The following is a 25,709-nucleotide window of genomic DNA, read 5'->3' as shown; positions in this document are numbered from 1 at the left end:
CAGGAGGGGCCCCTCCTCAGTGCGAGAACTCCGAGACGAACGCCGCGCAGAAGGCCTCCAGATCGGCCGGCTTCCGGCTGGTGATCAAGGTGTTCGGTCCGGCGGTGCAGATCTTGACCTGCTCGTCGACCCAAGTGCCACCCGCGTTCCGGATGTCGGTCCGCAGGCTCGGCCAGGAGGTCAGCGTGCGGCCACGCACCACATCGGCCTCGATCAGCGTCCACGGCGCATGGCAGATCGCGGCCACCGGCCGTCCGGCGTCGAAGAAGGACTTGATGAACGCCACGGCCCGCCGGTCCAGCCGCAGGGCGTCCGGGTTGGCGACCCCGCCGGGCAGCACCAGTCCGTCGAAGTCCGCCGCGGTCGCCTCGTCCACCGTCAGATCGACGGGGAAGGTGTCCGCCTTGTCCAGGTGGTGGAACGCCTGCACCTTGCCCGCGTGGGTGGAGACCAGCGTCGGGCCGCCGCCCGCGTCGGTCACCGCCTGCCACGGCCGGGTCAGCTCGACCTCTTCGGTGCCCTCGGGAGCCACCAGAAACGCCGCCTGCATACCGAGCTCACGTCCCTTCGTCGGGTCGCGAAGCGGGGAGGGTTCCCCGCTCCCACACCCTCGACCATAACGGCCCACCGGGCCCGCGCTCATCCGCGGGACGGGGCGTGGATTCCGGCCCCGGACGGCGCTCCGCACCGTTGCCGCCGCCGGTCGGCCGCGCCGTCCACCGGCCGCCCGAACCCGCAGGTCACGCGGGTGAGGCGAGTGCCCGAGTGTCCATCGCGGGGCCCTCTGCTGGACACTGTGTCTATGCCCCTGCACATCTCCGACCTGCTGGCCCGGCCCGATCTCCGGCTGTCGGTCACCTACGACGTGCCGCCGCGGCTGCTGGCCCGCACGATCGAAGCGGCGACGGTCTCGGATCTGCCGGAGCCGGGAAAGTGGCTCCAGGGCGGCGAACTCCTCATGACCATCGGCCTGTTGCTGCCGAAGGAGCCGGCCGCGTGCCGGGCGTACGTGCGGGACGTGGCCGAGGGCGGGGCGGCCTGTCTGGCGCTCGGCCTGGGGCAGGGGCTGCCGTACCAGGAGGCGCCGGAGCCGCTGGTGACCGCGGCCGGGGAGGCCGGACTGCCGCTGCTGACGGTGCCGGACGGGGTGCCGTTCATCGCCGTCACCAAGGCGGTCTTCGAGGCCCGGGCCGAGGAGCAGCGTGAACGGCTCCAGCGGGCGTTCGCGACCCAGCGGCGGCTGACGGCCGCGGCGACCGGCGACGGGCTGCGGCCGATGCTGGCGGAGTGGACGGCCGCCACCGGGGTCGGCGCGGCGGTGTTCGACCCGCTGGGGCGGCTGCTCGCGGCGGATGAGCGGGCGCAGCGGACGCCGCCGGCGCCGGCCCGGGACCTGATCGAACGGGTCGCCGCGCACGGACTGCGCGGCAGCGCGTCCAGCACGGCCGCCGGGCAGCAGCTGGAGGTGCAGCCGCTGGGGGCGCGCCGGCTGCGGGGGCTGCTGCTGCTCACCGGCCGCCCGGACGACGCCGCCCGTTCGGTCGTGCCCGGCCTGGTCTCGCTGCTCTCGCTGGAGCTGGAGCGGCGTCACCTGCGCGATGAGCCGGAGCGCCGCCGCAGGTCGGCGCTGCTGTCGGAGCTGCTGACGGCGGAGGACCCGGCCGCCGGGCCGGCCCGGGACATGCTGCGGTCGGTGGGGCTGACCGCCGAGCGGGTGCGGGGCGTCGTGGTGGCGGCGGGGGGTGGCGCGGGCGATCGTGGGGCCTCCGCCGCGCCGGGTTCCGGGGCCGGGGCGGCGGACGGCGCCGCGCAGGAGATGGCCGCCGATCTGGCGCTGGCGATGCCCGGTGGCCTGGTCAGGGTGGTGGACGAGGCACCGGGCACGGTCATCGAGGCGGTGGTCGGCGAGGATCTGGACATCCGCGATGTGCTCGCCCGCTTCGCCCCGGGCTGCCCGGCCGGTATCGGCCCGGCCACCGCCCCCGAAGCGGTACGGGTGTCTGTGCGCCAGGCGACCGGGCTGCTCGCCGTCAGCCGGTCGAGCGGCGAGCCCGCGGAGGCCCGGCAGAGCCAGGCCAGCCGCCTGCTGCTCGACCTGGGCGACCGCCGTACGCTGCACGGCTACGCCGACACCGTGCTGGGCCCGCTCGATCTCGCGGACAACGGTGAGGAGTTGACCGCCACCCTCGCGGCCTGGCTGGAGACCGGCGGGGCCTGGGACGCCACCAGCCGGCGCCTCGGCGTCCACCGGCACACCGTCCGCAACCGCCTCGACAAGGCCATGGACCTCACCGGCCGCCGCCTCGACGACCCCGACGACCGCTTCGACCTCTGGCTGGCCACCCGCATCCGCCGCGGCGACACCGCCACCGGCACCGACGGCCGTCCGGCCGCACCGCCGCCAGGGCGGTGACGCACGGCGCTTCCACCCAGGTCCGCGCTTCACTCTCGCGCCCGCACCGTCTTTACTTCGAAGATGACCTACGAGATCCGCACCCCCACACCCGGCGCCGCCGGGCCCGCCGCCGGTTCCCCGCACGGCGGCGGCCGCGGCAGATTGGTGGCCGTCAGCGATCTGCACGTCCGCTACAAGGAGAACCGCGACATCGTCGAGGGGTTAAGACCCGAGTCCGACGACGACTGGCTGCTGGTCGCCGGTGACGTCGGGGAGTTCGTCTCCGACATCCGCTGGGCGCTGTCGCTGCTCAGCAGCCGGTTCGCCCAGGTGGTGTGGGTGCCCGGCAATCACGAGCTGTGGACCCCGGCCCAGGACCCGGTGCAGCTGCGCGGCGTGGAACGCTACGAGCATCTGGTGGACATCTGCCGGGAGTTGGGCGTGCTCACCCCCGAGGACCCGTATCCGGTGTGGGAAGGCGCCGGCGGTCCCGTCGTCATCGCACCGCTGTTCCTCCTCTACGACTACACCTTCCGGCAGCCGGGGACGACGTCCAAGAAGGAGGCGCTCGCCCGGGCCGAGAAGGCCGGGGTGGTCTGCACCGACGAGCACTTTCTGCATCCGGACCCGTATCCGACCAGGGAGGCGTGGTGCCGGGCGCGGGTGGCCGAAACCGAGGCCCGGCTCGCCGCCGTCCCGGAGGAGCTGCCCACCGTGCTCGTCAACCACTGGCCGGTGGTCCGCGAGCCCACCCGGCCCCTGTGGTACCCGGACTTCGCGCTGTGGTGCGGTACGGAGTCGACCGCGGACTGGCCGCGCCGCTTCCGTGCCGCCGCCGTGGTGTACGGCCATCTCCACATCCCGCGGCTGCTGACGCTGGACGGCGTACCGCACCAGGAGGTCTCGCTCGGCTATCCGCGGGAGTGGCAGCGCCGGGCCGCCGAGCCGGGCCGCCCGGTCCAGATCCTGCCCCTGCCCGCCGCGGTCACCTCCGGCACCCCCGGGAGCCCCGCATGATCGAGAAGCTGCTGCCGGCCCCGGTCCGGACCGCCGAGGCCTTCGATGACGCGCCGCTGTCCGAGATGTTCCCCGAGGAGTGGGCGCAGGTGGCCAACGCCGTGCCCAAGCGGCAGCGGGAGTTCGGCACCGTACGCGGCTGCGCCCGCCGGGCCCTGGCCGAGCTGGGCTTCGCCCCCGCGCCCCTGCTGCCCGGCCCCAACCGGGAGCCCCAGTGGCCGGACGGCGTCGTCGGCGCCATGACGCACTGCGCCGGCTACCGCGCCGTGGCGGTGGCCCGCGCGGCAGAGGTACGGACGATCGGCCTGGACGCGGAGCCCAATCTGCCGCTGAACGACCCCGGGGTGGTCGACCTCGTCACCCTCCCCGAGGAGCGCGCACAGATCCGCCGACTGGCCACGCTCCAGCCCGAAGTCTGCTGGGACCGCCTGGTGTTCAGCGCGAAAGAGAGCGTCTACAAGGCGTGGTTCCCCCTCACCCGCCGCTGGCTCGACTTCGAGGAGGCGCTGCTCACCCTCGACCCGACGAACGCCACCTTCACCGCGCGACTGCTCGTCCCCGGGCCCGTGGTCGACGGCAGGGAACTCACCGAATTCAGCGGCCGGTGGCTCGTCGGTTCGGGGCTGGTGGTGACGGCGATCGTCGAATCGGTGTGACGGGACGGCCGCGGGGAGTGGTGGCGGGAGCCCCCGCGGCCCGGCCGGTTGTCAAATGACGCACCGGCCGCCGGTCATCCGTACTACTTGGGGTATTTTTCATGGCCCGTCAGGACGTTGAAGGGTCATCAGCCCACTCATGCAAGAGCACAGCGACACCACAGGTGGGACCGCGCCCTCCGACACCGAGCTGGTCCGGCGTATCCGTGCGGCGGCCGAGCCCGGTGGCCGACTGTCAGCCGGCCCGTATGGCGGCCCGGTTCCGGACGGCGCGGCCGGGTCGGGCGAGGAAGCCCTCAACGAGTTCCACCGCCGGCACTACGCCGCCGTACTGGCCTACGCCCGCGACTGCTGCCGGTCCTCCCAGGCGGCAGCCGATCTGACGAAGGAAGCCATCAACGGCGTCCTGCACTCCCCCGGCCCGGAAGAGACTTCCGACGCGGCCTGGCGGGACAGCCTGCTGGCGGCGGTGCGCCACACCGCCGCCGCCTGGCACCAGCACTCCCGGAACACCGAGCTGCGGGACGACTTCGCCTCCTGGCTGGCCGCCCAGCCGGGGGAAGGCCCCGGCCCCGCGGACGGCTGGGCGCCCACGGCCGGGGGCGGCCGGCCGTCCGCCGGCGGCGCGCCCACGGCCGGTATGAGCTTCTCGGGGACGGTCCCGTCCGCCGCGCCGGACAAGCCCCGGCGGGCGCGGTTCTCACCGGCGCGGATCACCGTGCTCGCGGTCGCCGTGGCCGTCCTGGCCGGCATCGCGATATCCGCCGGCCCGCTGTTCGGCCCGGCGCGGCACGATGCCGAGGCCGGCGGCACCACCCCGTCCGGGCACACGTCGGCGCCCGCTCCGGGCCACTCGCCGACCACCTCCCCCAAGGGCTCGCCGAGCGCGTCCCGTTCGGCGTCCGGCTCCCCGGACCCCACCCGCAGCGCGGCGTCGAAGCATCCGAAGCCGCGGCACCCGTCGCCCAAGAAGCCGTCACCGTCCGCGCCACGCCCGGGCCACAAGAGCAAACCACCGGGCCACACCACTTCGCTGACCGCCCGGCAGTGGATTGCCAGCAGCGACAGCTTCGGGCCCGCGCGGGTGAACAGCAGCATCGACGGACATCCCCTCACCATCCAGGGAGCCTCCTACCCGCAGGGTCTGGGCGCCCACGCCGACAGCCAGCTCCTCTACGACCTCGGCGGCTCCTGCTCCGCCCTCACCGTGGATGTGGGCCTCGATGACGAGGTGGGCGCCAACGGCTCCGTGGTCTTCCAGATCTACCGGGACACCACCTTGGTCGCCGACAGCGGGCTGATGACCGTCGACCAGCCCGCCAAGCGCCTCACCGCGGATCTCGCCGGCGGCAGCCAGCTGCGGCTCGTGGTCAACAACGGCGGCAACGGGAACGACTCCGACCACGCCGACTGGGGCGACCCCCAGCTCACCTGCCGCTGATCCGGACGGCGGCGATCCGGCGGCCGGATGGCGGTCGGATCAGGGCGGCCCGCGCAGCGAGCGGTGCGCGGATGCGCCCGGGTTGACGGTCCGAACAGTTGGCTGGATAAGCTCGCCACAGTTGTAGCAGGCTGTAGCGAGTGCGAAAGCCGCTTTCGGCGTGCGCGAAGGGCCCTCTGGGCTCGAAGGGGGATCTCATGACCAACAGGCTGGGAAACGGACCGGGACCGGGCGAGCGGGAGATCGACGCCTCCGAGTTGAACGATGGGGAGGCTCTCGAAAAGGCCCCGCCCCGTCCTCGGTCCCACCAGGCCTGACGGCACCCAGACGCCTTTGCGGGTGCGCGAGTTCGACATCGGCCACCGCGAACACGGCGCTCGCTTTGTCTCGGAAGATGTATCGGCCGGACGCTCCCGGGACAGCACGGTGAAACCCAGGGGTTGAGGGCTCGTCAGCGCATCTGGATACGCTGGCACAAACAGAAAACAGACGTGAATCGGCAGCTCAATGATGCCGGTTGATGAACGGGGGCACAGTCATGGGCGACGGGTTCAAGACGAATCCGGAGATGCTGAAGACCGAGGGGAAGAACTTCTCCGAGATCGGCAGGGACTTCTACCAGGCGACCACCAAGCTGAAGAACAGCCTGGCCGCGCAGGGGGACGGTGGAGGCGGCGGAGGCGGCGCGCCGAAGGAGACGACGTTCTCGAGTGTCGCCCAGGACGCCTGGAAGGGCCTGACCACCTTCAGCGACAAGGAAGGCACCCCACCGTGGGGTGACGACGAACTCGGCGAGAAGTTCGGCGTGGTCTACGAAGGCCTGCGCGACGGCATGACGGACTCGATGGAGCACCTGGCCACCAAGCTCAACGAGATCGGCAAGGCGTTGGAGCGGATGGCGAAGAACCACGAGGAGAACGAGCACTTCAACGACGCTCTGATCAAGGAGCACAAGCCGGAGAACCAGTTCGGCGGCGAGGTGCGGATCCTGAGGCCCGTGAGCAAGTGACAGCCAACTGCTCGCGCCTGATCCGAGTTCCACCGCATGACCGTGCCTGACCCACAGTCGCCCGTTCACTGACAGGAGAGAGTCCGTGTCGCATCCCGACGCGCCCCAACCGGTACAGCCCGTCCCCGCCACCGCCGAAGAGGCATTGGCTGCCGCTCGCGCCCGATTCGAAGTACTGGATCTCGAAGGAAACCCGGCGCCGTTGTACGTGGCGGAGTTCGACATCGGCTTCCTCATCCACGCCGTCATGCCCCCACCGCCGCCCGGCACTCAGGCGCCCTTGGGTGGCAGTCACATGGTGATCTCCAAAAGCGACGGAGCCGTCACCTACGTCCCCAACTTTCCGCCGGACTCCGCGATCGAGCTGTACCGCAGCCTGCGCCGGTCCCAGGGCTAGGTCCTGTCGTCAAACTCCCGTCGTCTGCCCGGAGGGCAGGTCCCGCGGCGTCTGGTGCGTGCGCTCGCAAGGCGGAGGGTCGTCCTCGTAGTGGGCCTACGTGGACGATCCCGACAACGCAGCGAGCGTGCGTGCCAGACGCCGCGGGGCAGGCGGGAGTTTGACGACAGGGCCTAGGGCTGCCGCCTGAGGGCTGGACGTCTTTGGACCGGATGTCGGCCACAGCAGTGTGAATCAACAGCGTTGAGAGATCAGAAGGGCCGTTGGGCAGGCCCTGGCATGGGTATGGCTCTGCGCCGACGCAGCCGGTTGAGCACTCATGAGGCTCCGAGTGGTGCCTCCGGCAGCAGCAGAGAAGCAGGGCCCTTCCGCCGGCGGTGAGGCGGAAGGGGTCGGTCGGCCCACAGGGCCGGGACGACACGAACTACATGGGCGACAACGGGGGACTTCGTCATGGCTTTGATGCTGCCGAACGCACTTGAGTGGGTTCTCGAGATGTGTGGCTTCGAGTGGCCCACAGGCGACGAAGACAAGATGATGGAGTGCGCCAACACCTGGCGCCAGTTCGCCGCGGATGTGGAGAGCCTCCAGGCCCGTGGCGTAAGCGCCGCCGGCAACGTCCTCGCCGAGAACGCCGGCGACTCCATCGAGGGCTTCAACAAGACCTGGGAGAAGTTCGGCGGCGGCTCGGGCTACTTCGACGATGCCCGCCAGGGCGCCGAGCTGATCGCCATCTGCATGGACGCCGCGGCGATGCTCATCATCGGGCTAAAAGTGGCGGTGATCGCCCAGTTGATCATCCTGGCGATCGAGATCATCGCGGCCCAGGCCGCCGCGCCCTTCACCCTGGGGCTGTCCGAGCTCGGCGCGATGGGCGCGGCCGCCGCCACCCGGTTGATCCTGCGCAAACTCCTCAAGGAGATAGCCCAACAAATCTTGCAGGCGGTATTGGAGACCGCCAAGGAACCCTTTGTCTCCGCTCTGGAAGCCATGATCTCCGACGTGGTCGCCCAGACCGTCGAGCAGAACTTCGGCAAGCAGTCGGGCTACGACCTGGGACGCACCGCCAAGAAGGGTTACGAAGAGGGCAAGGACGCCCTCAAGAACTCCGGTTCCACCTTCGGCGAGTCCCTGCGCGACGGCGCCGGCTCCCGCGCGGGGCATGGCGCCCGCCACGGCCTGACCAACAGCGGACACGACGGCGGCGGTGACGGCAGCGACGGCGACGGCTCGTCGGACTCCGGCAACGACAGCTCGTCGAACTCCAACGATTCGTCGTCGAACAACAACTCGTCGTCCAGCGACAGCAGTTCGTCCGACAACTCCCCCAGCTCCGCCAATTCGTCGAACTCGTCCAACTCGTCGTCGGACAACGGCAGTTCGTCGAGCAACTCCCCGGATTCCAGTAGTTCGCCGAGTTCCAGTAGTTCGCCGAGTTCGAGCAGCGGCGACTCCGGGCGCAGGGCACCGGATATCGGCGGTCCGTCGTCCTCGTCTCCGTCGAGCGGTTCGGACAGCTCTTCGTCGAGCCCGTCCTCGTCGTCCGATGGCCCGTCGGCGGCTTCGAGTTCGCCCTCCTCTTCCTCGACTACGCCGTCCCACAGCAGCACGGACAGCACCGGCAGCCCGGACTCGTCGAACCCGTCATCGTCCTCGTCCTCACCAAGCCGTGGCTCCGACGCGCCCAGCCCCTTCGACGTGGGCACCCAGGCCTACAACGACACCATGGGTCGTCCTCCGGGGGACGACTCGTCCACCCCCGACTCGTCTCCGGACTCCTCCACGCCGTCCACCCCGCCGTCCACTGCGACGCCGGACGTCGAGGGCGGACCGGCCCCCGACACCACCCCTGACTCCGCCCGTCCGGACAGCACACCGGACGTCCCGCCGAGCACCGCACCGGGCAACGAGCCGTCCATGCCCGCCGACTCCTCGCCCATCGAGGCCCCGGGCGCCACGCCGGATGTCGATGGCTCCCCGGCGCCGGACACCACTCCGGACAGCGCTCGCCCGAGCCGCCCGGAAGGCGCCGACGTCCACACCCCGGAGCAGGGCGCGTCGATCCCGGACCCGCGCAACACCGAGCCCGCGCCCATGCCGTCCCCGCCGCCGGAGTCCGACCGCCCCGAGGCGGCACCGGCCCCGGCTCCCGACAACTCCCGCCCCGAACCGGGCGTGCACCAGGTCGACCGCGACGCGGTCACCACCATGCCCGTACCGGCCCAGGGCCCCGTGCCGGGCGACTCCCACGACGGCAACAACAACGACCACCAGAACCAGGGCAGCGGCCGCGTCTCCATGCCGAGCGGCGCCATGCCCGGCAACACGCCCACCGCACACCCCAGCCCTGGCCAGGGCCACGCGCCGACACCCTCGACACCGACCCCGCATGACCCGGACGACGAAAACGTCGGCCTCATGAGCACCACCGCCACGGCGGCGCCCCCGACCCCCGGTACGCAGCCCGGTGAGGCGGGCATCCCGCAGCAGGCGGCCCCGTCGTCCGCGACGCCCTCAACGCCGACCCCGGGTGCCATGCCACCACCGGCGGCCGGCCCCATCCCGACGCAGGCGCCGGCGGCAGGCAGCCCCACGACGACCCGGCGGGCCACCACGCCCGGCGCCACGACGCCGCGTACGGAACAGCCCGGCACCAGGCCCACGACGCCGTCGCGGGACACCCAACAGAACCGTCCCGCATCGCCGCCGCGCACCGAGACGCCGCGCAGCGAGTCACCGAGCCGCCCGACCACGCGGCCGCGCACCGACACACCGCGTACCGAAACGCCCAGCCGCCCCACCACACCACCACGCACTGACACGCCGCGTGCCGAGACTCAGCACACCGAGACGCCTGGGCGCCCGACCACACCGCCCCGCGGCGAGCAGCCGACAAACCGTCCGACGGACCAGCAGTCACCGGCCGAGTCCCCCACTTCCACCCCGAACGACCAGGGGATGCCGGCACCGAGCAACCAACAGCCGGACGCCCCCCACCAGACGCCCGATCAGAACCAGCCCCCCGCTGACGAAAGCGCGCCCAAGCACCCCACGGCGCCTCCGCCTGCGCCCCAGGCAGACAACCTCTCGGACATCCGGGACGGCCTGAACATCCCGTTCGAAGGCCTGACCACGCCCGACCCCGCCCATCAGCAGGACCTTGAGAACGCCCACCCGAGGAACCCCGACGGCACCCCGCAGGTGTACGCGGACCCGCGGCAGGGAAACTGGGCCGGTCTGCAGAACGACGGCGGCGTGGGGGTGCCCGGCCGGTCCAACAACTGTGCCGACTGCACACGTTCGTTCCTCGAGACATGGTTCGGCCGCCCGACGGTGTCCGCCCCGCGCACCTTGGACCTCAATGCGGACGGCAGCCTGAACACCTATTCCGCGGAGCGCGATTCGGTCGACAACCAGACGCGTTGGGCCGGCGCACCCAGCACGTTCGCGGGCAAGGACCATCCCCACCCGTACGCCCGTATCGCCTACGAGCTGTCGCAGGCCGGGCACGGCTCGGCGGCCGTGATCGGCGTCAACTGGCCCGGCGGTGGCGGCCATGCCTTCGCCGCGGTCAACCACAACGGCCAGGTCCTGTTCGTCGACGCGCAAACAGGCGTCGTCAGCGAGAATCCGATTCACCTGGGCGCCCAAGAGGTCTTCTACACCCCGCTGGACGCCCATCGGAATCCCATCACTCCGTACTTCCTGGCCCCGCCGGCGCCGCAACCGTCCCCCCAGAACACTCCGGACACCGACAACAGCTCGGACCCCGACTCGTCGACGGATCAGTCAACTCCCGACGCACAATCCGACGGCCCCTCCCACACCTCGCCGTCCCCTGAGCCGTCCACTGACGAGGCGCCCTCCGACAACGACGGCTCGACCGCCGAGCAGAACGCGAACGACGCCGACACCGACACCGCAGCGCCGTCGACGACCCCGGAATCCTCCACCACGCCGGAGACGACGCCGGGCCCCGAAGCGACGTCGACCCCGGAGACGACGCCGACCCCGGAGACGTCATCACCGCAGAACGAGGGCATCTCTCCGGACACGAACACCACCCAGGAGTCCAACTCGGACCAGGTACCCGAGACCGCCCCGGACACGGACTCCACCACGGACCGGGACTCGGAAGCGACCCAGGACCCGGACGCGACGGACCAGGACAGCCCGCAGCCCGACGACGTACAGGACACGCAGGACACGCAGGACAGCCAGGAATCCCAAGCCCCTCAGGATTCCCAGGACGCCCAGGACTCCCAGGACACCCAGGACACCCAGAACCCTCAAGACACCGACCAGCAACCGGAGTCGAGGGAACCGGTCTTCCCGTCCACCGCCACGCGCCCCTCCGGTCCGCCGGATGGCTACGACGACCCCACCGACGCCGACAACCGCGCGCAGCAGGAGGGATTCCCGCGCAACGAGGACGGCTCGTTCCAGCAGGCCCCCGACCCGCGCGAGGGCACCTGGGTCGACGATCTGCGCGGCCAGAACCCCGACGAGTCCGGCCGCGACGTCAACTGCCCCGACGGATCGCTGGCGTTCGTCGATTCGTACGCAGGCAACCCCACGGTCGCCGCCCGCCGCAGCCCGAATGAGGACGGCACAGCCGCCGACACTCCCGAGCCCAACGGCCGTGACCGTATCGAGAACGCCCTGGGCGCCGAGTTTGACGACTTCGGCGACGGCCGCGACGCGTACAACAACCTGGAGACCACCCTCCTCAACGAGGGCCACGGCTCACAGGCCGTGATCATCACCCAGAACGCCGACGGCCGCGCCCACGCCTGGAACGTGGTCAACCACAACGGCCAGATCGTCTACGCCGACCCGCAGACGGGCCGGCGCGGCACCACCCCGCTCCACAACGGCGACAGCGGCGTCTTCGCGATCCCGTTGGACGCCAACCGACGGCCCGTCGACGCCACCATCCAGCCCACCGCCCACACCCAGAGCCCGACCACCCCGGCCGCGACCGACCGCCCATCGCTGCAGCGCCCGGCCGGCGCCGCTGATCCGTCCGACAGTCAACGCAGCGCCGAAGCAACTCGCGAGCAGCGAAACCAGAGCCTCCCCAACCCGGAAGCCCCGGACCAGCAGCATGCGAACCTCCCGCCGGATCAATCACAGCAGGATCTCCGGCGGGAGCACGAGGTACGGCGGATCGATCTGACGCCGGTCCAGCAGCAGATGCGGGCCTGGGCCGAGCCTCAGAGCAACCCGCCCACCTCCCCCTTGGGCAATCTGCTGCAGGAGTCCGTGGACCGCCGGCAGCAGCATGCGGAATCCGCACAGCACATCCGGGACGCCAAGCAGGCTCTTGACGACGCAAAGAAGGAGACCGACAGCGCCAAGAGGGCGCTGAAGAAGGCCGATCCGACGGAGCGGGCGGCCGCCGAGCAGAGACTGAACGACGCCAAGAACGCCTTGGCTGAGGCGAAGAAGGAGCACAGGGAGACGCTGCGGGCGCACCGGGACAACGTCTCGATGCCGGCAACCAACTTCACGGACAGCGATCTGCGCCGCCATCTCGACCCGGCATGGTCGCAGATGAACGACGGTGACCGGTACGCCGCGCTCGCGACCTTGGGCCGGATGAGCCACTCCTTCCACGCGAACAACGCGGTGGGCGCGAGCCCGGAACCCGCGCCCAACAACGACCCGTACGCCGACGCACCGCCCAAGAAGCGCCAGAAGATCGACCCGGCGCACGACCATCACGAGTCCGTGGCATCCACCCGACGGGAAGCCTCGGCTCGCCCCAAGGACAACGCCCCGCAGGACCTCAGGGATCTGTTGGACGAGACGGAGCGCAACTCCCCGGACTTCTCCGACAAGAACTACGCGGTGGTAGAGGTCGTCGACGAGCGCGGCGAGAGCCACTACATCATCGACTCCTCGGTCCCGGCCGCCTCGGATGCCGTGCGTCCACGGCACTCGGAAGGTCACATCCTGGAGTGGGTCGACCAGCTCAACAACAGCAGGGATGCCGAGGGGCGACCCAAGTACAAGATCGCCGGCCTGTACACCGAGCGGGAGCCTTGCGGTCTGCGCAAGGACATGTCCGGGCATGCGGACTGCTCCAAGACCATTCGCGACTCCGACGCGATGGACGGGGTGCCCGTTTACTACAGCACGACGTACCGGGTCGACCCTCAGCGCAAGGAGTTGCTGGAGCAGGAGCGCGCCGCCCGGCGGGACCAGGGCAAGACCGATGCCGAGATCAAGAAGGCATTGGACGGCTACAAGACGCCCAACCGCCAACTCATGGACCGGGAGATCCAGCAGCACCTGGACTTCGTCGACAACCTCCTTTCGACGATGAACGACCAGGGCCAGACTCCCCCCACCACCACGGACCCCAACCGCACCCCACCGGCGGACCCGGCAGGCGTCGACCGCAGGCCCCCCGCCAACCCCGCAGGCACAGACCGTAGGCCCCCGGCGGACTCCGCCGGCACGCCGACCACCAACCCGACCGATAGCGAGCGCACACCTTCGGCAGACCTCGCGAGCGTCAACTCCCCTGTGGACTACGGGACTGCGGACACCGGGACTGCCGACAACGGAACATCCGCACCGGCGGACTCGCCTCGCTCACACCGCGACGTTCCGCAGACGGAGACCGAAGGTGCGGGCGCGGGAAATACCCCGCGCCCCACCACCGCCACCACGGGGTCGGGCGAGCAGGCCGGCGCCCCGAACCCCTCCGTCGACGAGCCTCGCGAGGGCTCCCCCGCCTCGGACAACCAGCCGGAAAAGCGCGGCCGGATCAAGCAGATCTGGCAGTCCATGACCCGGTCAGGCCCGGCCGAGCCCACCGAGATCACCACTGAGGTGGACCAGCCGCGCTTCGGCAACCACAAGAAGCTGGCGGAGTTCCAGCCCGACGTTTACGGCACTCCGCTGGACCGTCCCGACGGGACGCGCGTGCCACTGTTCGACGGGCCTCCGTCGCGTGAGCAGACGAAGCAGGGTGCCATCGGCGACTGCGGCATCATCGCCACCCTGGGCGCCATCGCGAGCAGGTACCCGGATCTCCTCCAGGACATGATCCGGGAGACGGAGGACGGCAATTACGAGGTCCGTTTCCACGAGGTGCGGCGCAACAACTACGGCAACCAGGCTCCGACGGGCCGCATCCTGACCGTGAGGGTCACTCCCGACGTGCCCGTGTACAGCGATTTCCCCAGCATCACCGCCTACGCCAACGCCAACGACGTGGGTGTGGCCTGGCCAGCGATCATGGAGAAGGCCATCGCAGGCCTGGATCAATTCTGGGACGACAAGAAGCGCGAGCACGAGTCGCAGCTCCCCCGCAACCGGGACTTCGACGACAACCTGCTGACGGGCTACTCCCGTATCGGCCAGGGCTCCACATCCGGCGACCGTGCCGAGCTGCTCGCCCAGCTCACGGGACGTACGTCGGAGAACCACGATTTCCCGACGAACTACGACATGAACGGCCGCAGCCCGGAAAAGCAACTCCTGGCCCACTTGCGGGAACTCACGGAAAGCGGCAGACCGGTCGTTATCGGCACCCAACCGAGGGGCAAGGGCGTGGAGAACAAGATGGAGAAGGGCCTCCTGAGTTCCCACGCCTACGAGATCGTCTCGGTCGACGACAAGGGCCTGATTCATTTGCGCAATCCGCACAACGAGGACGATCCCCAGCCGCTGACCATCAAGGAATTCATGAAATACTGCAGCAACCAGTATGCGTCTTTGGAGGATGAGAAGTGAGTAGTGCCGACACGATTGGCCTCTGGCACGGGATTCAGCGAAATACCGAGAACGCGAGCTTCGCAGTGAACGATATCTACCGGGAGTCCGACGCCTCGGTCAGGGTTCTGCTCAGGGTCGCCGCCCCCGAAGTGCAGCATCACACCCTCCGCATTGGTGAGACCTTCCCCGTGCGCGACGAGACGTGGAAACTCGCCGAATTGACGGGCTGGCCGAGCGAGGACGACTGGACCGTGGTGCTGCGCCGCGTCACGGCTGCCTCAGCATGAGACAGAGACGGCCCCTCCTCGGGGTGGATACGGCTTGATTTTGCACCACAATGCCTCCCGCAAGGCGGCCGGCGAACTCCCCACGTAGGCCAAACTCCCTGCCAAGTTCCCTGCATAGGCCCCGATCCCCCTCGGAGCGCGCTGTCCCATTACTGTGATGGAGTTTGGGAGCGGTGGCGACGAGGAGCGACATGACTGTGGCATCGGTGGGCATTCCCGAGGAGGGAGTGCCCGGTCGCGTGGGCGCATGGTGGCGTGCCGGTGGGCGGGGCGGCAGCGCCGCCTATGTCGTCGCTCCGGTCGGTGTCGATACCGGGGCCGTCATGCGGCGGGTGCACGAGGGTGTACCGGGGAGTGTTCTTGTCGACGTCGCAGGGCTCACCGCCGAGCAAGTGATGCACGAAGCCTTGGTCGAGCTGGGAGTTGACCTGTCTCCCGGCAAGCGGGACGACTGGCGGTTTGCGCTCGGTTCGTGGAGCGAAGAGCGGTTGTTGGTGCTCGTCAACACCCGCCGCGCTGGGCTCACTCGGCGGTCGTTCGAGCCGGAGCGGCTGATCCGCAGCACCATCCCCTGGCTGACGCGCGGGAAGTTGGTAGTGCTGACCGATACCGACCCCGAACTCCTGCCGCGAGGCGTGCCTCCCGAGGCCGTCTTCCGCCTGGCCGGGCCCGCCGATGTCGTATCCACTCCCGACGTGCCGGCCGTCCTGCGCGCCCTCGCCCTGGCGGAGCCGCGCATCGTGCCCATGCCCGTGTGGGCGCAGCTTGTCGTCGCCTTGACCGGCGAGACCATGTCTCCAGACGAACTCACCGAGTTGGCTCGGGAGCATTCAGACGTTCTGCTGGTGGGTCCACTTGGGGTTTCCTTCGCCGAGGAGGCTGTGGCCGAAGCCCTGCGACGCCAAGTCGATCCCGAGGAACTTGCGTGCGTCAGTCGGCACTTGGTCACCTGGCTGCTGCGTACGTCCGCCGATTTCCGCCATCCGGAGGGGTGGGCCAAGGCCGGAGCGGTCGGGCTGTACGCCGCCGCAGGGCTCGCCATGCACGCCGTACAGGCGGGGGCATACGAAGAACTTCTGCGCGATGGGCGTACGGTGGCCCATCTACCACATACCGCACTCATGGACTCGGCGCGAAGCCGCAGCTTCGTCATCCCCGGCAACAGTCCCGCCGCCGACGCAATTCATCTGTGGCAATGGGGAGTTGTACCGCGAAGTCAGGGTGAGTGGGCTTCCTGGCTGCATTTGATGGCCTGGTCGCGCGACGATCTCGAATTCGCGTCGTCCGTGGCTTCGTCCGGTGTCTCACTTCCCTGGCGTACGAAGTGGGCCCACTGGCGGCCGCCGGGTGGATATCATGTGCGTTTCCTCGAAGCGGGCAGGTTCGTCAGGCTGGCGGAAGTGCGCCGGCAGGGACGGTCCGCAATTGCCGGGTTGCAGCAGCGTACGGTGGATGGATCGCCGCAACCGTATGTCTCCGTCCGGGACTTTGAGACGGGTGAGCTCGTCGCAGGTCCTTGGGAACAGGGTGAGATTCCGCAGGAACATCGCACGGACCTGACCTTGCCCCCGGCTACTGCGACACCGACCCCATCGGCTTCACAGGCCAGCGAGAGTTCCGGGCATCCCACACGCCTCAGCGAGCTGTTCGACTCGTCGTCTCCTCCTCGAAGCAAAAGCGCGTTCCTGCTTCCCTGCACCCCACTGACCGTGGGCGATGTCGTCGTGTTCGGGGGCGACCTGGGGCTGATCGCCATCCAGTCAGCTCACGGCGTGGACCCCTCGGACACCTTCGGCTTCCGGCAACGACCCCTGTCCTGGGAATACGCGAAAGCGGGCCCTAGCAGCCCCGTTGATGCCACGCCCCCGAACCACAGAGACCTGATCGCCCTTTTCGGCGAAGACGACATCTACGAGGCCGAACCCGAGGAACTTCCCGAGGAGTTGACCCATCAGCCGACTCGCGAGCTCTGCACCGAGTTCGGCCTGCCGGACATGAACGAGGGCGCCATGGCGCTACTGCCGTACGGAAATTGGGAAGTCGACTTCTTCGACGAGGTGGACTGGCCGGGTGATGCCGAACCCGTGGCGGAACGCGGGCCCTTCTTCCAGATCGGCAAGTGGATGGGGGGCGAAATCGTCATCGACGGGCCCACCGGGCACATCCTGCGCGTCCCGACCGGGCCAGACGAGGAGTATCTGGCCGGGCTTCCCGCTGCACGCGACTTGGAGAGCTTCCTCACCATGGTCGCGCTGTGGGTCACCGGGCTCCGCACCCGTGCCCTCCTTCCTCCGGGCAACTCCGAGCGAGGGCAGATCACCTACTGGGTCCTGGGAGCGCTGGCCGAAGTCGACGAGACGGGCAGTGAGCAGCCCGCCTGGTCGTACGTACTCCACAACGAGTGACGCCGATCAGTCGGAGAGGCGACCAACAAGCCGCCTCAGCCCCGCCTGGCAGTTGACCCCCGTCTGGAGCGCCTTCCAGGCCCGGGTGGCCTGCGCATCGGACAGGTCGGGGAAGGTCTCATCGATCCGTGTGCGCAGATCCGGCATGGGCCTGGTGCCGATCAGGTCCTGGGGGCGCATCGTGGCCATCAGCGCCTCGATCGCTGGGCGGTCGGCCTCGGTCGGAAGGTCGGCCAGGACCAGCGCGACCACGTCCACGGCCGCGAACTCCCGTGCCGCCGCCTCGTCCTTGAGCAGCTCGTCGACGACCCCGCCGATGTGCACGAAGGGGGCGAGCACACGCACGAGCCCGTTCAGGTCGAGCCCTGCGCGCAGGCGTTCGCGCTGGCGGTCCAGCCAGGCGCGCAGCACCTCACGGCCCAGGGGCGTGCGGCAGATGCCCGGGGTGCTGCGCCAGCTGTTGAGTTCCGCGTCGCGGTGCGGGCGATAGTGACGGTGGTAGGACACCCCCGCCTCCGGCAACCCTTCCAGCTCGAGTTCGGCGTTAAGCGCGCTGCGCAGCTCGCGGGCGAAGCGGGGGTCGGCGAGCAGCCGGCTCAGGTGGGGGCGCCGGTGCACGACCATGTGGGCGGCACCCGGGCTGCCCAGTTTCCGCGGCGGGTCGGCCAACGGAACGCCGTGTTCGAGGAGTTCGTCCGCCAGGTCGAGCGGGATGGGGGCCCGCCTGCGGCCGGGCGCGGGATACGGCAGGCGCACCGGAACGGCGTCGGCCGCCAGGCGTGGGGCGAGGCGCACCGCCAGGTCGTACAGCTCGTCACTGCGCACCCGCGACGTCGGTTCGCTCGCGAGGCAGTCGTGCAGCAGACGGGCGGCCTCACCGGCGGGGAGCCCCGGGCGCTCACCCGTCAACAGGGCCAGGGCGCCGCTTCGTCGGAGCAGCGACAGCCAGTCCTCCGGACTGTTCGCGTCGTCGGGGATCAGCCACAGTACGTCGTGCACCGTCTCCGGGCGTCGCTCGACCAGCAGCTCCAGGGCCTTCCCCTTCAGGGCGTCGGCCCAGAACTTGTCCGTGTCTCCCGCGCACAGCCCGGTCCTCGGCACGATGGCCGCGAGCAGTGCGGCCACTTCGGACTCGGGATTCGCTCCCGCCGCCCGGGCCACCTTGCGCAGATCCGCGGCCATGCCCGGATACAGGTCGTGGGGCGTGTGTACGCGTCGCACCAGTACGTCGCGGAAGTGCCGGAGCTGGTCCGGCGAGACCACCGCGCCCCGGGGAGCCAGCTCCTTGGCACGCGCGCGTACCGCCCCGGTCGCCAGCGCTCCGTGGTCCGCGAAGGTGGCGTATCGCGCGTCCAGCCATCGCTCGTCCAGCTTGGTGTGCTGCTCACGTTCGGCGTTCCTGGCGCGCGTGAAGTACCCGGTGGCGTGCTCCTGGTGCTTTCCGCCCGCCTTCAGGCACATGTCGGCGAGTTCGTCGAGGACGGCGGGGAGGAACCTGGGTGCCGTCGCGGCCAGGTGCGCCAGGTCGCCGTCCAAGAGGGACTTGTAGAGAGACGGGCTGCCCCAGAGGCTCCAGCCGAAGGCGTAGACCGCCTCCAGGGCCTCCTGCTCCCGGCCGGGGTGCGCCGCCATCAGCCGCTCGGGAAACGTGGGTTCGGTGTCCCCGGGAACCCGGATGCCGGTGGCGAAGGTGTCCGTGAGCGCCCAGTCCTCCTGCGATGCCACAAACGCGTCCCAGTGGCGGGCGAAGGGGGCCCTCAGGAGGAGCGTCATGGTGTGGTCGTCGGGGTGGACGTACGTCCGCGCGATCAGCGCCGCCTCGTCGGCATCCGGTGCGGACGGCGGGTCTGCCACCGGCTCTACGCCGGCGTCGTCGAGTGCCTCGCGCCATACGGGGTCGGACTCGGCGAGGGCCATGGGCACGCGCGTGCCTGCGGTGGCCCAGGCTTCTGCCTGCACACGCGCATGCCTGCGGTGCCCGGTCAGCGCCCGCCGCAGGCGGTACAGCCGGCGTACGCCTTCGCTGTCCGCGAGCCAATCGGGTACCTGCTGAAGCTTCTTGCCGCGTGGATTGCGGTGGACGACCTGGAAGCCGTCGTCCAACTCGGCGGTGTAACCGTCCACTTCGTGGCGCCGGCCCATGTTCCGGTACTCCTCCCCCGTCTTGGCTGTCTCGGCCGTCCTCGCCGTCCGGTCAGGCGCGTCCGTTACGTACTCTCAGGCCGGGGCAGCCGCGACGCGGCGCAGCACCACGGTCCAGTCGTCCTCGCTCGGCCAACCCGTCAACTCTGCGAGCCGCCACGTCTCGCCGCCCACGGGGAAGGTCTCACCCATGCGGAGGATGTGACACTGCTCCTCGGTGGCGCCGGTCACGAGCCGAACCCTGACCGATGCGTCGCCATCCCGGTAGATATCGTTCACTGAGAAGCTGGCGCTCCCGGTATTTCGCTGAATCCCGTGCCAGAGAGCAATGGTGTCGCGACTACTCACTTCTCGTCCTCCAAAGACCTCGCATGCGTATCTACGCGAAGAGGCGTGGCGCATTGTCGGCAACGCGCCACGCCGCCAAGGCGATGGGGGTCGGTCAGAACAACCCGTGCCACATCTGCTCGACGATCACCGACCACCAGTTCCTCGGGTCGTCCAGGGCCGATGCGTCGATGGCGACGAGCTGCTCCTGGAAGCCGGCGACGGCGCTGCCCGCCATGACCGGGTCGAGCGCGATCATCTCTTCGCGTGTGGTGTCCAGGAGCGCGAGGGAGCGGGCGAACGCGGACACCGAGGCGTTGACACGGCGGCCCGCGCCGGTTTCCGGAGTGACGGCCCAGAGCTGGCCGACCGGCTCACCCTCCAGATCGGACCCCGTGCACTGGACGGTGATCAGAGCGATCCCGTCGGTGCCGATCCTGACGTGACCCTCCAGGAACGCGAGGGTGTCGGCGCTCGCCTGGGAGCCGACCTCGCGCAGGTGCGCGGCGGCATTGCCGAACAGGCCGGCCGGAAGCTCCGCCTCCGGGCTGTCAGCCGTGAAGAAGAACGGGACGACGGTCGGAAGCCCGGCCCATGTCAGCGTGGCCTTGGCTGCCTCGGGGAGCGGGGTGCCCGCCACGTCGTCGGCGTCGTAGCGATGTACGTCGTCGGCGCCGAAGGCCTCCGTCAGCTCGCGGCCCAGGGCAGCATCGCTGAGCTGCTCGGCCGGCTCGACGTCGGTCGGCACCGGCGCCCGGTGCGGCCGGGGCGGCGGCTGCTGTCCCGCGATCTGGTGCACCTTCTCGACGTGCTGGATCAGCCCGGTGATCGCCTGGGCGCGCTCCTCGCCCCGCGGGCCGTACTCATGCGTGCAGGAGAACCGGGCGTTGGGGAAGCGACGGCCGAGCAGCAGGCCCGGGTACCCGCCGGGGAGCAGGCTGGAGCTGAGGTCGGTGTGGATGGCGACCACGTTCTGCGCGGGGACGCCGAGGTCTTCGACCTCCACCAGGGCCTGGTACTCGGAGTGCGGCTCTCCGGGGGCGGAGTTCTTGACGAGGCTCGTCTCCTCGCCGGTGCTCGGGTCGACATAGGTGAGGACCGTGGTGTTGCCGGGGCCGGTGACCGGCGGCTGCTCGGACGACGCGGCCTCCTGACCGTCACCGTGCTCTTGCTGATACCTCCGCACGACCTCCTCGACCGGCACGGAGGGCCAGGTGCTCAGTTCGCCGGTGCGGCGGTCGACCACACCGCAGGAGTGGCCGATCGTGGCCGGCGGCCGGCGCTTGCCCGTGACCGGGTCACGCTCGATCGGCGGGGCCGCGGCCCACACCACCCAGCCCAGATCGAACTCCTGCATCCGCACCTCACGGCGCTCCTGTCCCTCGGGGTTGAGCCACCCCTCGGCGGTCGCGAGCGCCTGCTCCTGGCTGATCACGGGAACTCCCTTTGAGTCTTCGGACGGACGGGGCCGGTGCGGCCGGGGTCGGTGCCCGGCACGCTCTGCGGCCCTCGTCCGAGTGGGCCTGGGTGCAGGCGGTCTGATGCGGGCGCCTTCGAAAGGCTTCGGGCCTTTGAGGCTTTGAGGCTAACGGTCTGCGGTGGGTGGGTGTCAGGCGGTCGGGTGGGCATCGGGCCCGGGGGCTTGTGGAGCCTGTGCGGCTGCCGGCTGGGGCTCGGGGGCCTGTGCGGGCTCGGGCTCGGGCTCGGCTGCCCGGGGGTCGGGTACGGAGCGCCGGGCGGTCGTGGCGTAGGGCTGCGCCGGGCGGATCCGCAGCGCCTTCACACCGCTCTCCGTGGCCACGACGAGGATGCCATCGGGGGAAAGGTCGGTTCCCGTGAAGGGCGTGGCGGAGATCAGGGCCGTGACGATCTTCTCGTCGCCCTTCTGCTCGCCGCGATGCCAGACGCGTACATAGTCGGCGCCGCGGCTGAACCCGAGCGGCCCCGTGGCGCGCTCGTCATCCGAGGGGCGCAGGACCCGGGTCGGGTCGGCATCGATGACGGAGCCGGTGGCGAGGTCCTGCACCAGCAGGGCCGGGGCCTTGGGATCGTCGGCCTGCAACGGGCTTGAACCCGGGGTGCCTTGAGGCACTGTGCACACGGCGACCGCGAGCGGGGCCGTCTCCGCGGCGCCGTCCGACGCGGCCGTGGACGGGGGCAGGGTGCCGACGGTCACGGCGTCGACCCCGGCGACCGGTGCGCTCCACAGGGTGTGCCAGGGAAGCTCGGGCACCAGGCGGCGCAACACCGCCGCGTACTCCGGCAGTCCGTCTTCGACGAACGCGGTCTCCAGGAGCGCCGCTCGAAGGAGGGCGGGTGCCTGGGTGCGGGTGAGCAGCGGGGCCGTACGCAGATAGGTGCGCGCCGGTGCGCCCAACTGCTCCGGGGGTACGGCCTCCACCGCGGCGCGCAACCGCACCGGATCGGCGTGGGCGAACAGGCCGGGGTCGGTGAGGAGCCGGGGGAGCAAACCGGCCTCCAGGGTGTGTCCCGCGATGTCATCGCGCACATACGCCCCTGCCTTCCCCCAGTCCTGATCGGGTACGGCCTCCAGCAACTCCATGGCGATCCGCGTCTGAGCACCCGGAATATCCGGAATGCCGGCCCGAACGGCCTCGCCGATGCCCGGGTGCGGCAATCCGAGGAGCGTCCGTTCGTCCTCGGGGATGCCTTCGCCGGCCCTCTCGACGGGGCGGATGAAGGGGGCGACGAGCAGCATGCCCTGCGCCATGTCCTCGCTGATGTCCCGTCCGGCGACGGCGGAGGCGAGCGGGGTCAGCAGGTGCACGGGCAGGCCGTCGCCCTCGGCAAGGGCGAGGGGCGCGAGGATCTGCCGCAGGGTGCGGGGGTGGACGCCAAGTCGCTGGGCGTGCAGATCGAGCACTTCGCCGACGCTGTCGGGCAGTTGGCTCGCGTCCGCCGGGTCGAACCCCTCCGGGTGCATCAGGATCGACTGCACGGCGAGATGCACGGTCAGGCGGCTGCCCGCGCCGTCTCCCGCGCTCCGGGCGATCATCTCGGCGAGCGCGCGCCGAGCGTCGGGTTCGGTCGTGAACGGCAGCTCCGGGGCGCCGAATTGGGGATTGAGCAGCGCCTCGGCCTGCAGCACAAGCCCTTCGGGGTCGGCCCACTCGGGTGCGTCGAGGTCGATGATCTGGGCCACGCCGGGCGGCAGGCCCTCGGCGAGCTCGACGGCGAACTCCCGGGGCACGTCGGCGAGAAGGCGTAGGGACTCGACGGCGGCGAGGGGCTTCAGCGCGTCCCGCACCACGCGCGCGGGCTCACCCGTCCCCCGTACCGGACCGGCCCGGTCCACATCCGCCACCACGATCGTCACCGGCCGCCCGGACAACGGGAGTTGACCGAGTTCTGGGAAGATGTCGGCGGTACGGGTCGCGGACAGCCCGTAGTGATCGGCGAGCAGCCACAGGGTCTGCGCTGCCGTCAGCCCGGCGACGCCCGGCACCGCGGGTGCGGGCAGGTCCGGAGGTACGGTCGCCGGATCGAGCGCGTCCAGGTCGAGCCCCTTGCGGTACTCCGGGTCGCAGAGCATCAGGAACCCCGTGAGCAGCCGCGAACACCCGGTGCCCGGACTTCCGGTCAGGATGACGACCCGAGGCGCGCCCGGCCGCTCCGTCCGCCACGCGGTGAGCGCGCGCAGCGCGGCATCGCGGCCCCCGATGTAGGGGTGGGGCTCATGGGTCCTGGGCTGTTCTGGGGCCTGGGTCGGGCTGGTCATTGTCTCCCCGTTGTCCTGTCCGTCCGGCACCGTCAAGTCGTGTTGACCGGACGCCGTTCATCCTAGGGGCGTCGTACGAGGTGGAAGGCGCGCGGGCGGCCTCACGGGGTGCCTGCGATCACCCCGTGACACAACCGCCCCAAGGCAAACCGATGCCCGCACAAGGCTCCCTGGTTCCCTGTGCGGGCATCCGCCAGTCCCGACAACAGCCGGTGGCGCGTCAGTCCTCGTCAGCCGTCAGGCGGAGCGAGATCGAGTTGATGCAGTACCGCTGGTCGGTGGGGGTGGGGTAGCCCTCGCCCTCGAAGACGTGCCCGAGGTGCGAGCCGCAGCGGGCGCACCGCACCTCGGTCCGCACCATGCCGTGGGAGTTGTCGGCGATGAGCTCCACGGCGTCGGAGTCGCGGGCGTCGTAGAAGGACGGCCAGCCGCAGTGGCTCTCGAACTTGGTGTCGGAGCGGAAGAGCTCGGCACCGCAGGCGCGGCAGGAGTAGACGCCCTCGGTCTTGGTGTCGGTGTATTCGCCGACGAAGGCGGGCTCGGTGCCGGCCTTACGGAGCACCTGGTACTCCGCGGGGCTCAGCTCGGCGCGCCACTGCTCGTCGGGCTTGTCGATCTCGTACGGCATCAGGGTCCTCCTCAGCTCAGCTGCCCAGGCGGGACAGGATGGCGGGGCCGAGGTCGGTCACATCGCCCGCGCCCATGGTGAGAACAAGGTCACCGGGCTTCGCCATTCCGGCGATGACCTCCGGGACGGCGGCCTGGTCGTGCTCGGGGGTGACATCGGCGCCCGCGGTGCGCGCGGCGTCGATGATCAGGGCGCTGGTGATGCCCGGGATCGGGTCCTCCCGCGCCGGGTAGATGTCCAGCACGACGGAGGCGTCGGCGAGGGCGAGCGCCTGGCCCATCTCCGTGCCCAGCTCCTGGGTGCGGGAGAAGAGATGCGGCTGGAAGACGACCAGCACCCGGGCGCCCTCGGCGGCGCCGCGGATCGCCTCCAGGTCGGCGGTCATCTCCGTGGGGTGGTGCGCGTAGGAGTCGATGACCTGGACGCCGGCCGCCTCGCCCTTGAGCTGGAGGCGGCGCTTGACGCCGGTGTACTTGCCGAGCGCGGAGGCGAGGTTGTGCGGTGCGAGGCCCAGGGCGACACCGGCGGCCAGCGCGGCGACGGCGTTGTGGGCGTAGTGCCGGCCGGGGACGGAGACCGTGAAGGTGAGGATCTTGCCGCTGGTCAGGGTGACGGTGACATCGCTGGTCAGGCCGCGGGGGTTGACCTTGAGGATGCGGACGTCGGCGTCCTCGGACTCGCCGTAGGTGACGACCTCGATGTCGTAGCGGCCGGAGATCCGCTCGGTCAGCTCGCGGGCGCCGGGCTGGTCGGCGGCGATGACCAGGGTGCCGCCGGGGCGGATGCGGCCGACGAAGGTCTCGAAGGACTCGTAGATCTCGTCCATCGAGGCGTAGTTGGCGTGGTGGTCCAGCTCCACATTGAGGATGATCGCGACCTCGGGCGCGTACTTGTGGAAGCTGCGGTCGCTCTCGTCGGCCTCGGCGACGAAGATCTCGCCGGTGCCGTGCTCGGCGTTGGACCCCGGGGCGTCGAGGTCGCCGCCGATGGCGTAGGACGGCTTGAGGCCGAGGGCGCCGAGGGAGACGGCGAGCATGGAGGTCGTCGTCGTCTTGCCGTGGGTGCCCGCCACGGCGATGGGGCGCAGGCCGTCCATGAGGGAGGCGAGGGCGTCGGAGCGGTGCACGACGGGGATGCCGCGCTCATGGGCGGCGGCCAGCTCGGGGTTGTCGGGGCGGATCGCGGAGGAGACGACGACGCTGGTGGCGTCCTCGGCGAGATGCCCGGCGGCGTGGCCGATGTGGACCGTGGCGCCGAGGGCGCGCAGGGCCTGGGCGGTCGCGGAATCCTTGGCGTCGCTGCCCGCCACCTGGGCGCCGCGCTGCGCAAGGATCTTGGCGATGCCCGACATACCGGCTCCGCCGATGCCGATGAAGTGCGGCCGGTCCATCGAGGCTGGGATGGCGGGTGCCATGGTGCGTCTCCCTGATCGTCGATCATCGCGAGCGGTGTGCTGCCGTTCGGTCGTGCTGTCGATGATTCTCGCACCCGGCACCGACAGAACCGGTCCGCGGACCCCGGCCGGGTGCGCGCTC

The 25,709-nt window shown here is 70.5% G+C and carries 16 protein-coding genes; 9 read left to right on the top strand and 7 right to left on the bottom strand.

What is annotated here, in order from left to right; genetic code table 11:
• Window positions 1-16: 16 nt before the first annotated feature.
• A complete protein-coding gene (locus QT196_RS30830; protein ID WP_085927127.1) occupies window positions 17-550 on the bottom strand; it encodes a type 1 glutamine amidotransferase domain-containing protein in 534 nt (177 codons plus the stop codon).
• A gap of 252 nt (window positions 551-802) precedes the next feature.
• Here QT196_RS30830 and QT196_RS30825 point away from each other — a divergent pair, with 252 nt between their 5' ends.
• The 9 genes from QT196_RS30825 to QT196_RS30785 all read left to right on the top strand — a co-directional run bounded on the left by QT196_RS30825 (window position 803) and on the right by QT196_RS30785 (window position 17,338).
• On the top strand, window positions 803-2,413 hold the full coding sequence (locus QT196_RS30825) for a PucR family transcriptional regulator (RefSeq protein WP_290356101.1): 1,611 nt from the start codon (window positions 803-805) through the stop codon (window positions 2,411-2,413).
• Between the two features lie 63 nt (window positions 2,414-2,476).
• Complete coding sequence (locus tag QT196_RS30820) at window positions 2,477-3,412, top strand: metallophosphoesterase (protein WP_290356100.1); 936 nt, start codon at window positions 2,477-2,479, stop codon at window positions 3,410-3,412.
• Window positions 3,409-4,068, top strand: coding sequence for a 4'-phosphopantetheinyl transferase superfamily protein (locus QT196_RS30815; protein ID WP_290356099.1), 660 nt, complete (start codon window positions 3,409-3,411; stop codon window positions 4,066-4,068). The genes QT196_RS30820 and QT196_RS30815 overlap by 4 nt, the downstream gene beginning before the upstream one ends.
• Before the next feature lie 139 nt (window positions 4,069-4,207).
• On the top strand, window positions 4,208-5,509 hold the full coding sequence (locus QT196_RS30810; RefSeq protein ID WP_290356098.1) for an NPCBM/NEW2 domain-containing protein: 1,302 nt from the start codon (window positions 4,208-4,210) through the stop codon (window positions 5,507-5,509).
• Between the two features lie 520 nt (window positions 5,510-6,029).
• The gene (locus QT196_RS30805; protein ID WP_248001378.1) at window positions 6,030-6,518 is read left to right on the top strand and encodes a hypothetical protein; all 489 of its coding nucleotides are present in this window, start codon (window positions 6,030-6,032) and stop codon (window positions 6,516-6,518) included.
• Between the two features lie 85 nt (window positions 6,519-6,603).
• Complete coding sequence (locus QT196_RS30800; RefSeq protein ID WP_248001377.1) at window positions 6,604-6,915, top strand: hypothetical protein; 312 nt, start codon at window positions 6,604-6,606, stop codon at window positions 6,913-6,915.
• A gap of 453 nt (window positions 6,916-7,368) precedes the next feature.
• Complete coding sequence (locus QT196_RS30795) at window positions 7,369-14,664, top strand: toxin glutamine deamidase domain-containing protein (protein ID WP_290356097.1); 7,296 nt, start codon at window positions 7,369-7,371, stop codon at window positions 14,662-14,664.
• Window positions 14,661-14,933, top strand: coding sequence for a DUF6406 domain-containing protein (locus tag QT196_RS30790; protein ID WP_168481903.1), 273 nt, complete (start codon window positions 14,661-14,663; stop codon window positions 14,931-14,933). Before QT196_RS30795 ends, QT196_RS30790 begins: the two co-directional genes overlap by 4 nt.
• A gap of 197 nt (window positions 14,934-15,130) precedes the next feature.
• Window positions 15,131-17,338, top strand: a complete 2,208-nt coding sequence (locus QT196_RS30785) for an SUKH-4 family immunity protein (RefSeq protein ID WP_290356096.1) — start codon at window positions 15,131-15,133, stop codon at window positions 17,336-17,338.
• Window positions 17,339-17,344: 6 nt separating this feature from the next.
• Here QT196_RS30785 and QT196_RS30780 read toward each other — a convergent pair whose 3' ends face one another.
• The 6 genes from QT196_RS30780 to murC all read right to left on the bottom strand — a co-directional run bounded on the left by QT196_RS30780 (window position 17,345) and on the right by murC (window position 25,588).
• Window positions 17,345-19,480 carry a hypothetical protein gene (locus QT196_RS30780; RefSeq protein ID WP_266731717.1) on the bottom strand — a complete coding sequence of 712 codons (2,136 nt, stop codon included), beginning with the start codon at window positions 19,478-19,480 and terminating at the stop codon, window positions 17,345-17,347.
• 75 nt (window positions 19,481-19,555) lie between these two features.
• Window positions 19,556-19,882, bottom strand: a complete 327-nt coding sequence (locus QT196_RS30775; RefSeq protein WP_266731715.1) for a DUF6406 domain-containing protein — start codon at window positions 19,880-19,882, stop codon at window positions 19,556-19,558.
• Window positions 19,883-19,922: 40 nt separating this feature from the next.
• Window positions 19,923-21,242, bottom strand: coding sequence for an SUKH-4 family immunity protein (locus QT196_RS30770; protein ID WP_168481893.1), 1,320 nt, complete (start codon window positions 21,240-21,242; stop codon window positions 19,923-19,925).
• Between the two features lie 174 nt (window positions 21,243-21,416).
• Window positions 21,417-23,546 (bottom strand): ATP-binding protein, encoded by a 2,130-nt coding sequence (locus tag QT196_RS30765; protein ID WP_290356095.1) that lies wholly within the window; start codon window positions 23,544-23,546, stop codon window positions 21,417-21,419.
• Between the two features lie 220 nt (window positions 23,547-23,766).
• On the bottom strand, window positions 23,767-24,174 hold the full coding sequence (gene msrB / locus QT196_RS30760) for a peptide-methionine (R)-S-oxide reductase MsrB (RefSeq protein WP_290356094.1): 408 nt from the start codon (window positions 24,172-24,174) through the stop codon (window positions 23,767-23,769).
• A gap of 16 nt (window positions 24,175-24,190) precedes the next feature.
• On the bottom strand, window positions 24,191-25,588 hold the full coding sequence (gene murC / locus QT196_RS30755) for a UDP-N-acetylmuramate--L-alanine ligase (protein WP_168481889.1): 1,398 nt from the start codon (window positions 25,586-25,588) through the stop codon (window positions 24,191-24,193).
• Window positions 25,589-25,709: the final 121 nt, after the last annotated feature.

It is taken from the genome of Streptomyces sp. P9-2B-2 (genome assembly GCF_030406865.1).
Classification (GTDB): domain Bacteria; phylum Actinomycetota; class Actinomycetes; order Streptomycetales; family Streptomycetaceae; genus Streptomyces; species Streptomyces platensis.
Note: the sequence above shows the minus strand (reverse complement) of the source record. Positions and strands in the feature narration are given on the sequence as shown.

What these genes read in the sequence shown, in the direction of transcription:
- QT196_RS30830 (WP_085927127.1), bottom strand. Translation starts at nt 550, where the DNA reads ATGCAGGCGGCGTTTCTGGTGGCTCCCGAGGGCACCGAAGAGGTCGAG.
- QT196_RS30825 (WP_290356101.1), top strand. Translation starts at nt 803, where the DNA reads ATGCCCCTGCACATCTCCGACCTGCTGGCCCGGCCCGATCTCCGGCTG.
- QT196_RS30820 (WP_290356100.1), top strand. Translation starts at nt 2,477, where the DNA reads ATGACCTACGAGATCCGCACCCCCACACCCGGCGCCGCCGGGCCCGCC.
- QT196_RS30815 (WP_290356099.1), top strand. Translation starts at nt 3,409, where the DNA reads ATGATCGAGAAGCTGCTGCCGGCCCCGGTCCGGACCGCCGAGGCCTTC.
- QT196_RS30810 (WP_290356098.1), top strand. Translation starts at nt 4,208, where the DNA reads ATGCAAGAGCACAGCGACACCACAGGTGGGACCGCGCCCTCCGACACC.
- QT196_RS30805 (WP_248001378.1), top strand. Translation starts at nt 6,030, where the DNA reads ATGAACGGGGGCACAGTCATGGGCGACGGGTTCAAGACGAATCCGGAG.
- QT196_RS30795 (WP_290356097.1), top strand. Translation starts at nt 7,369, where the DNA reads ATGGCTTTGATGCTGCCGAACGCACTTGAGTGGGTTCTCGAGATGTGT.
- QT196_RS30780 (WP_266731717.1), bottom strand. Translation starts at nt 19,480, where the DNA reads ATGGGCCGGCGCCACGAAGTGGACGGTTACACCGCCGAGTTGGACGAC.
- QT196_RS30775 (WP_266731715.1), bottom strand. Translation starts at nt 19,882, where the DNA reads ATGCGCCACGCCTCTTCGCGTAGATACGCATGCGAGGTCTTTGGAGGA.
- QT196_RS30765 (WP_290356095.1), bottom strand. Translation starts at nt 23,546, where the DNA reads ATGACCAGCCCGACCCAGGCCCCAGAACAGCCCAGGACCCATGAGCCC.
- msrB (WP_290356094.1), bottom strand. Translation starts at nt 24,174, where the DNA reads ATGCCGTACGAGATCGACAAGCCCGACGAGCAGTGGCGCGCCGAGCTG.
- murC (WP_168481889.1), bottom strand. Translation starts at nt 25,588, where the DNA reads ATGGCACCCGCCATCCCAGCCTCGATGGACCGGCCGCACTTCATCGGC.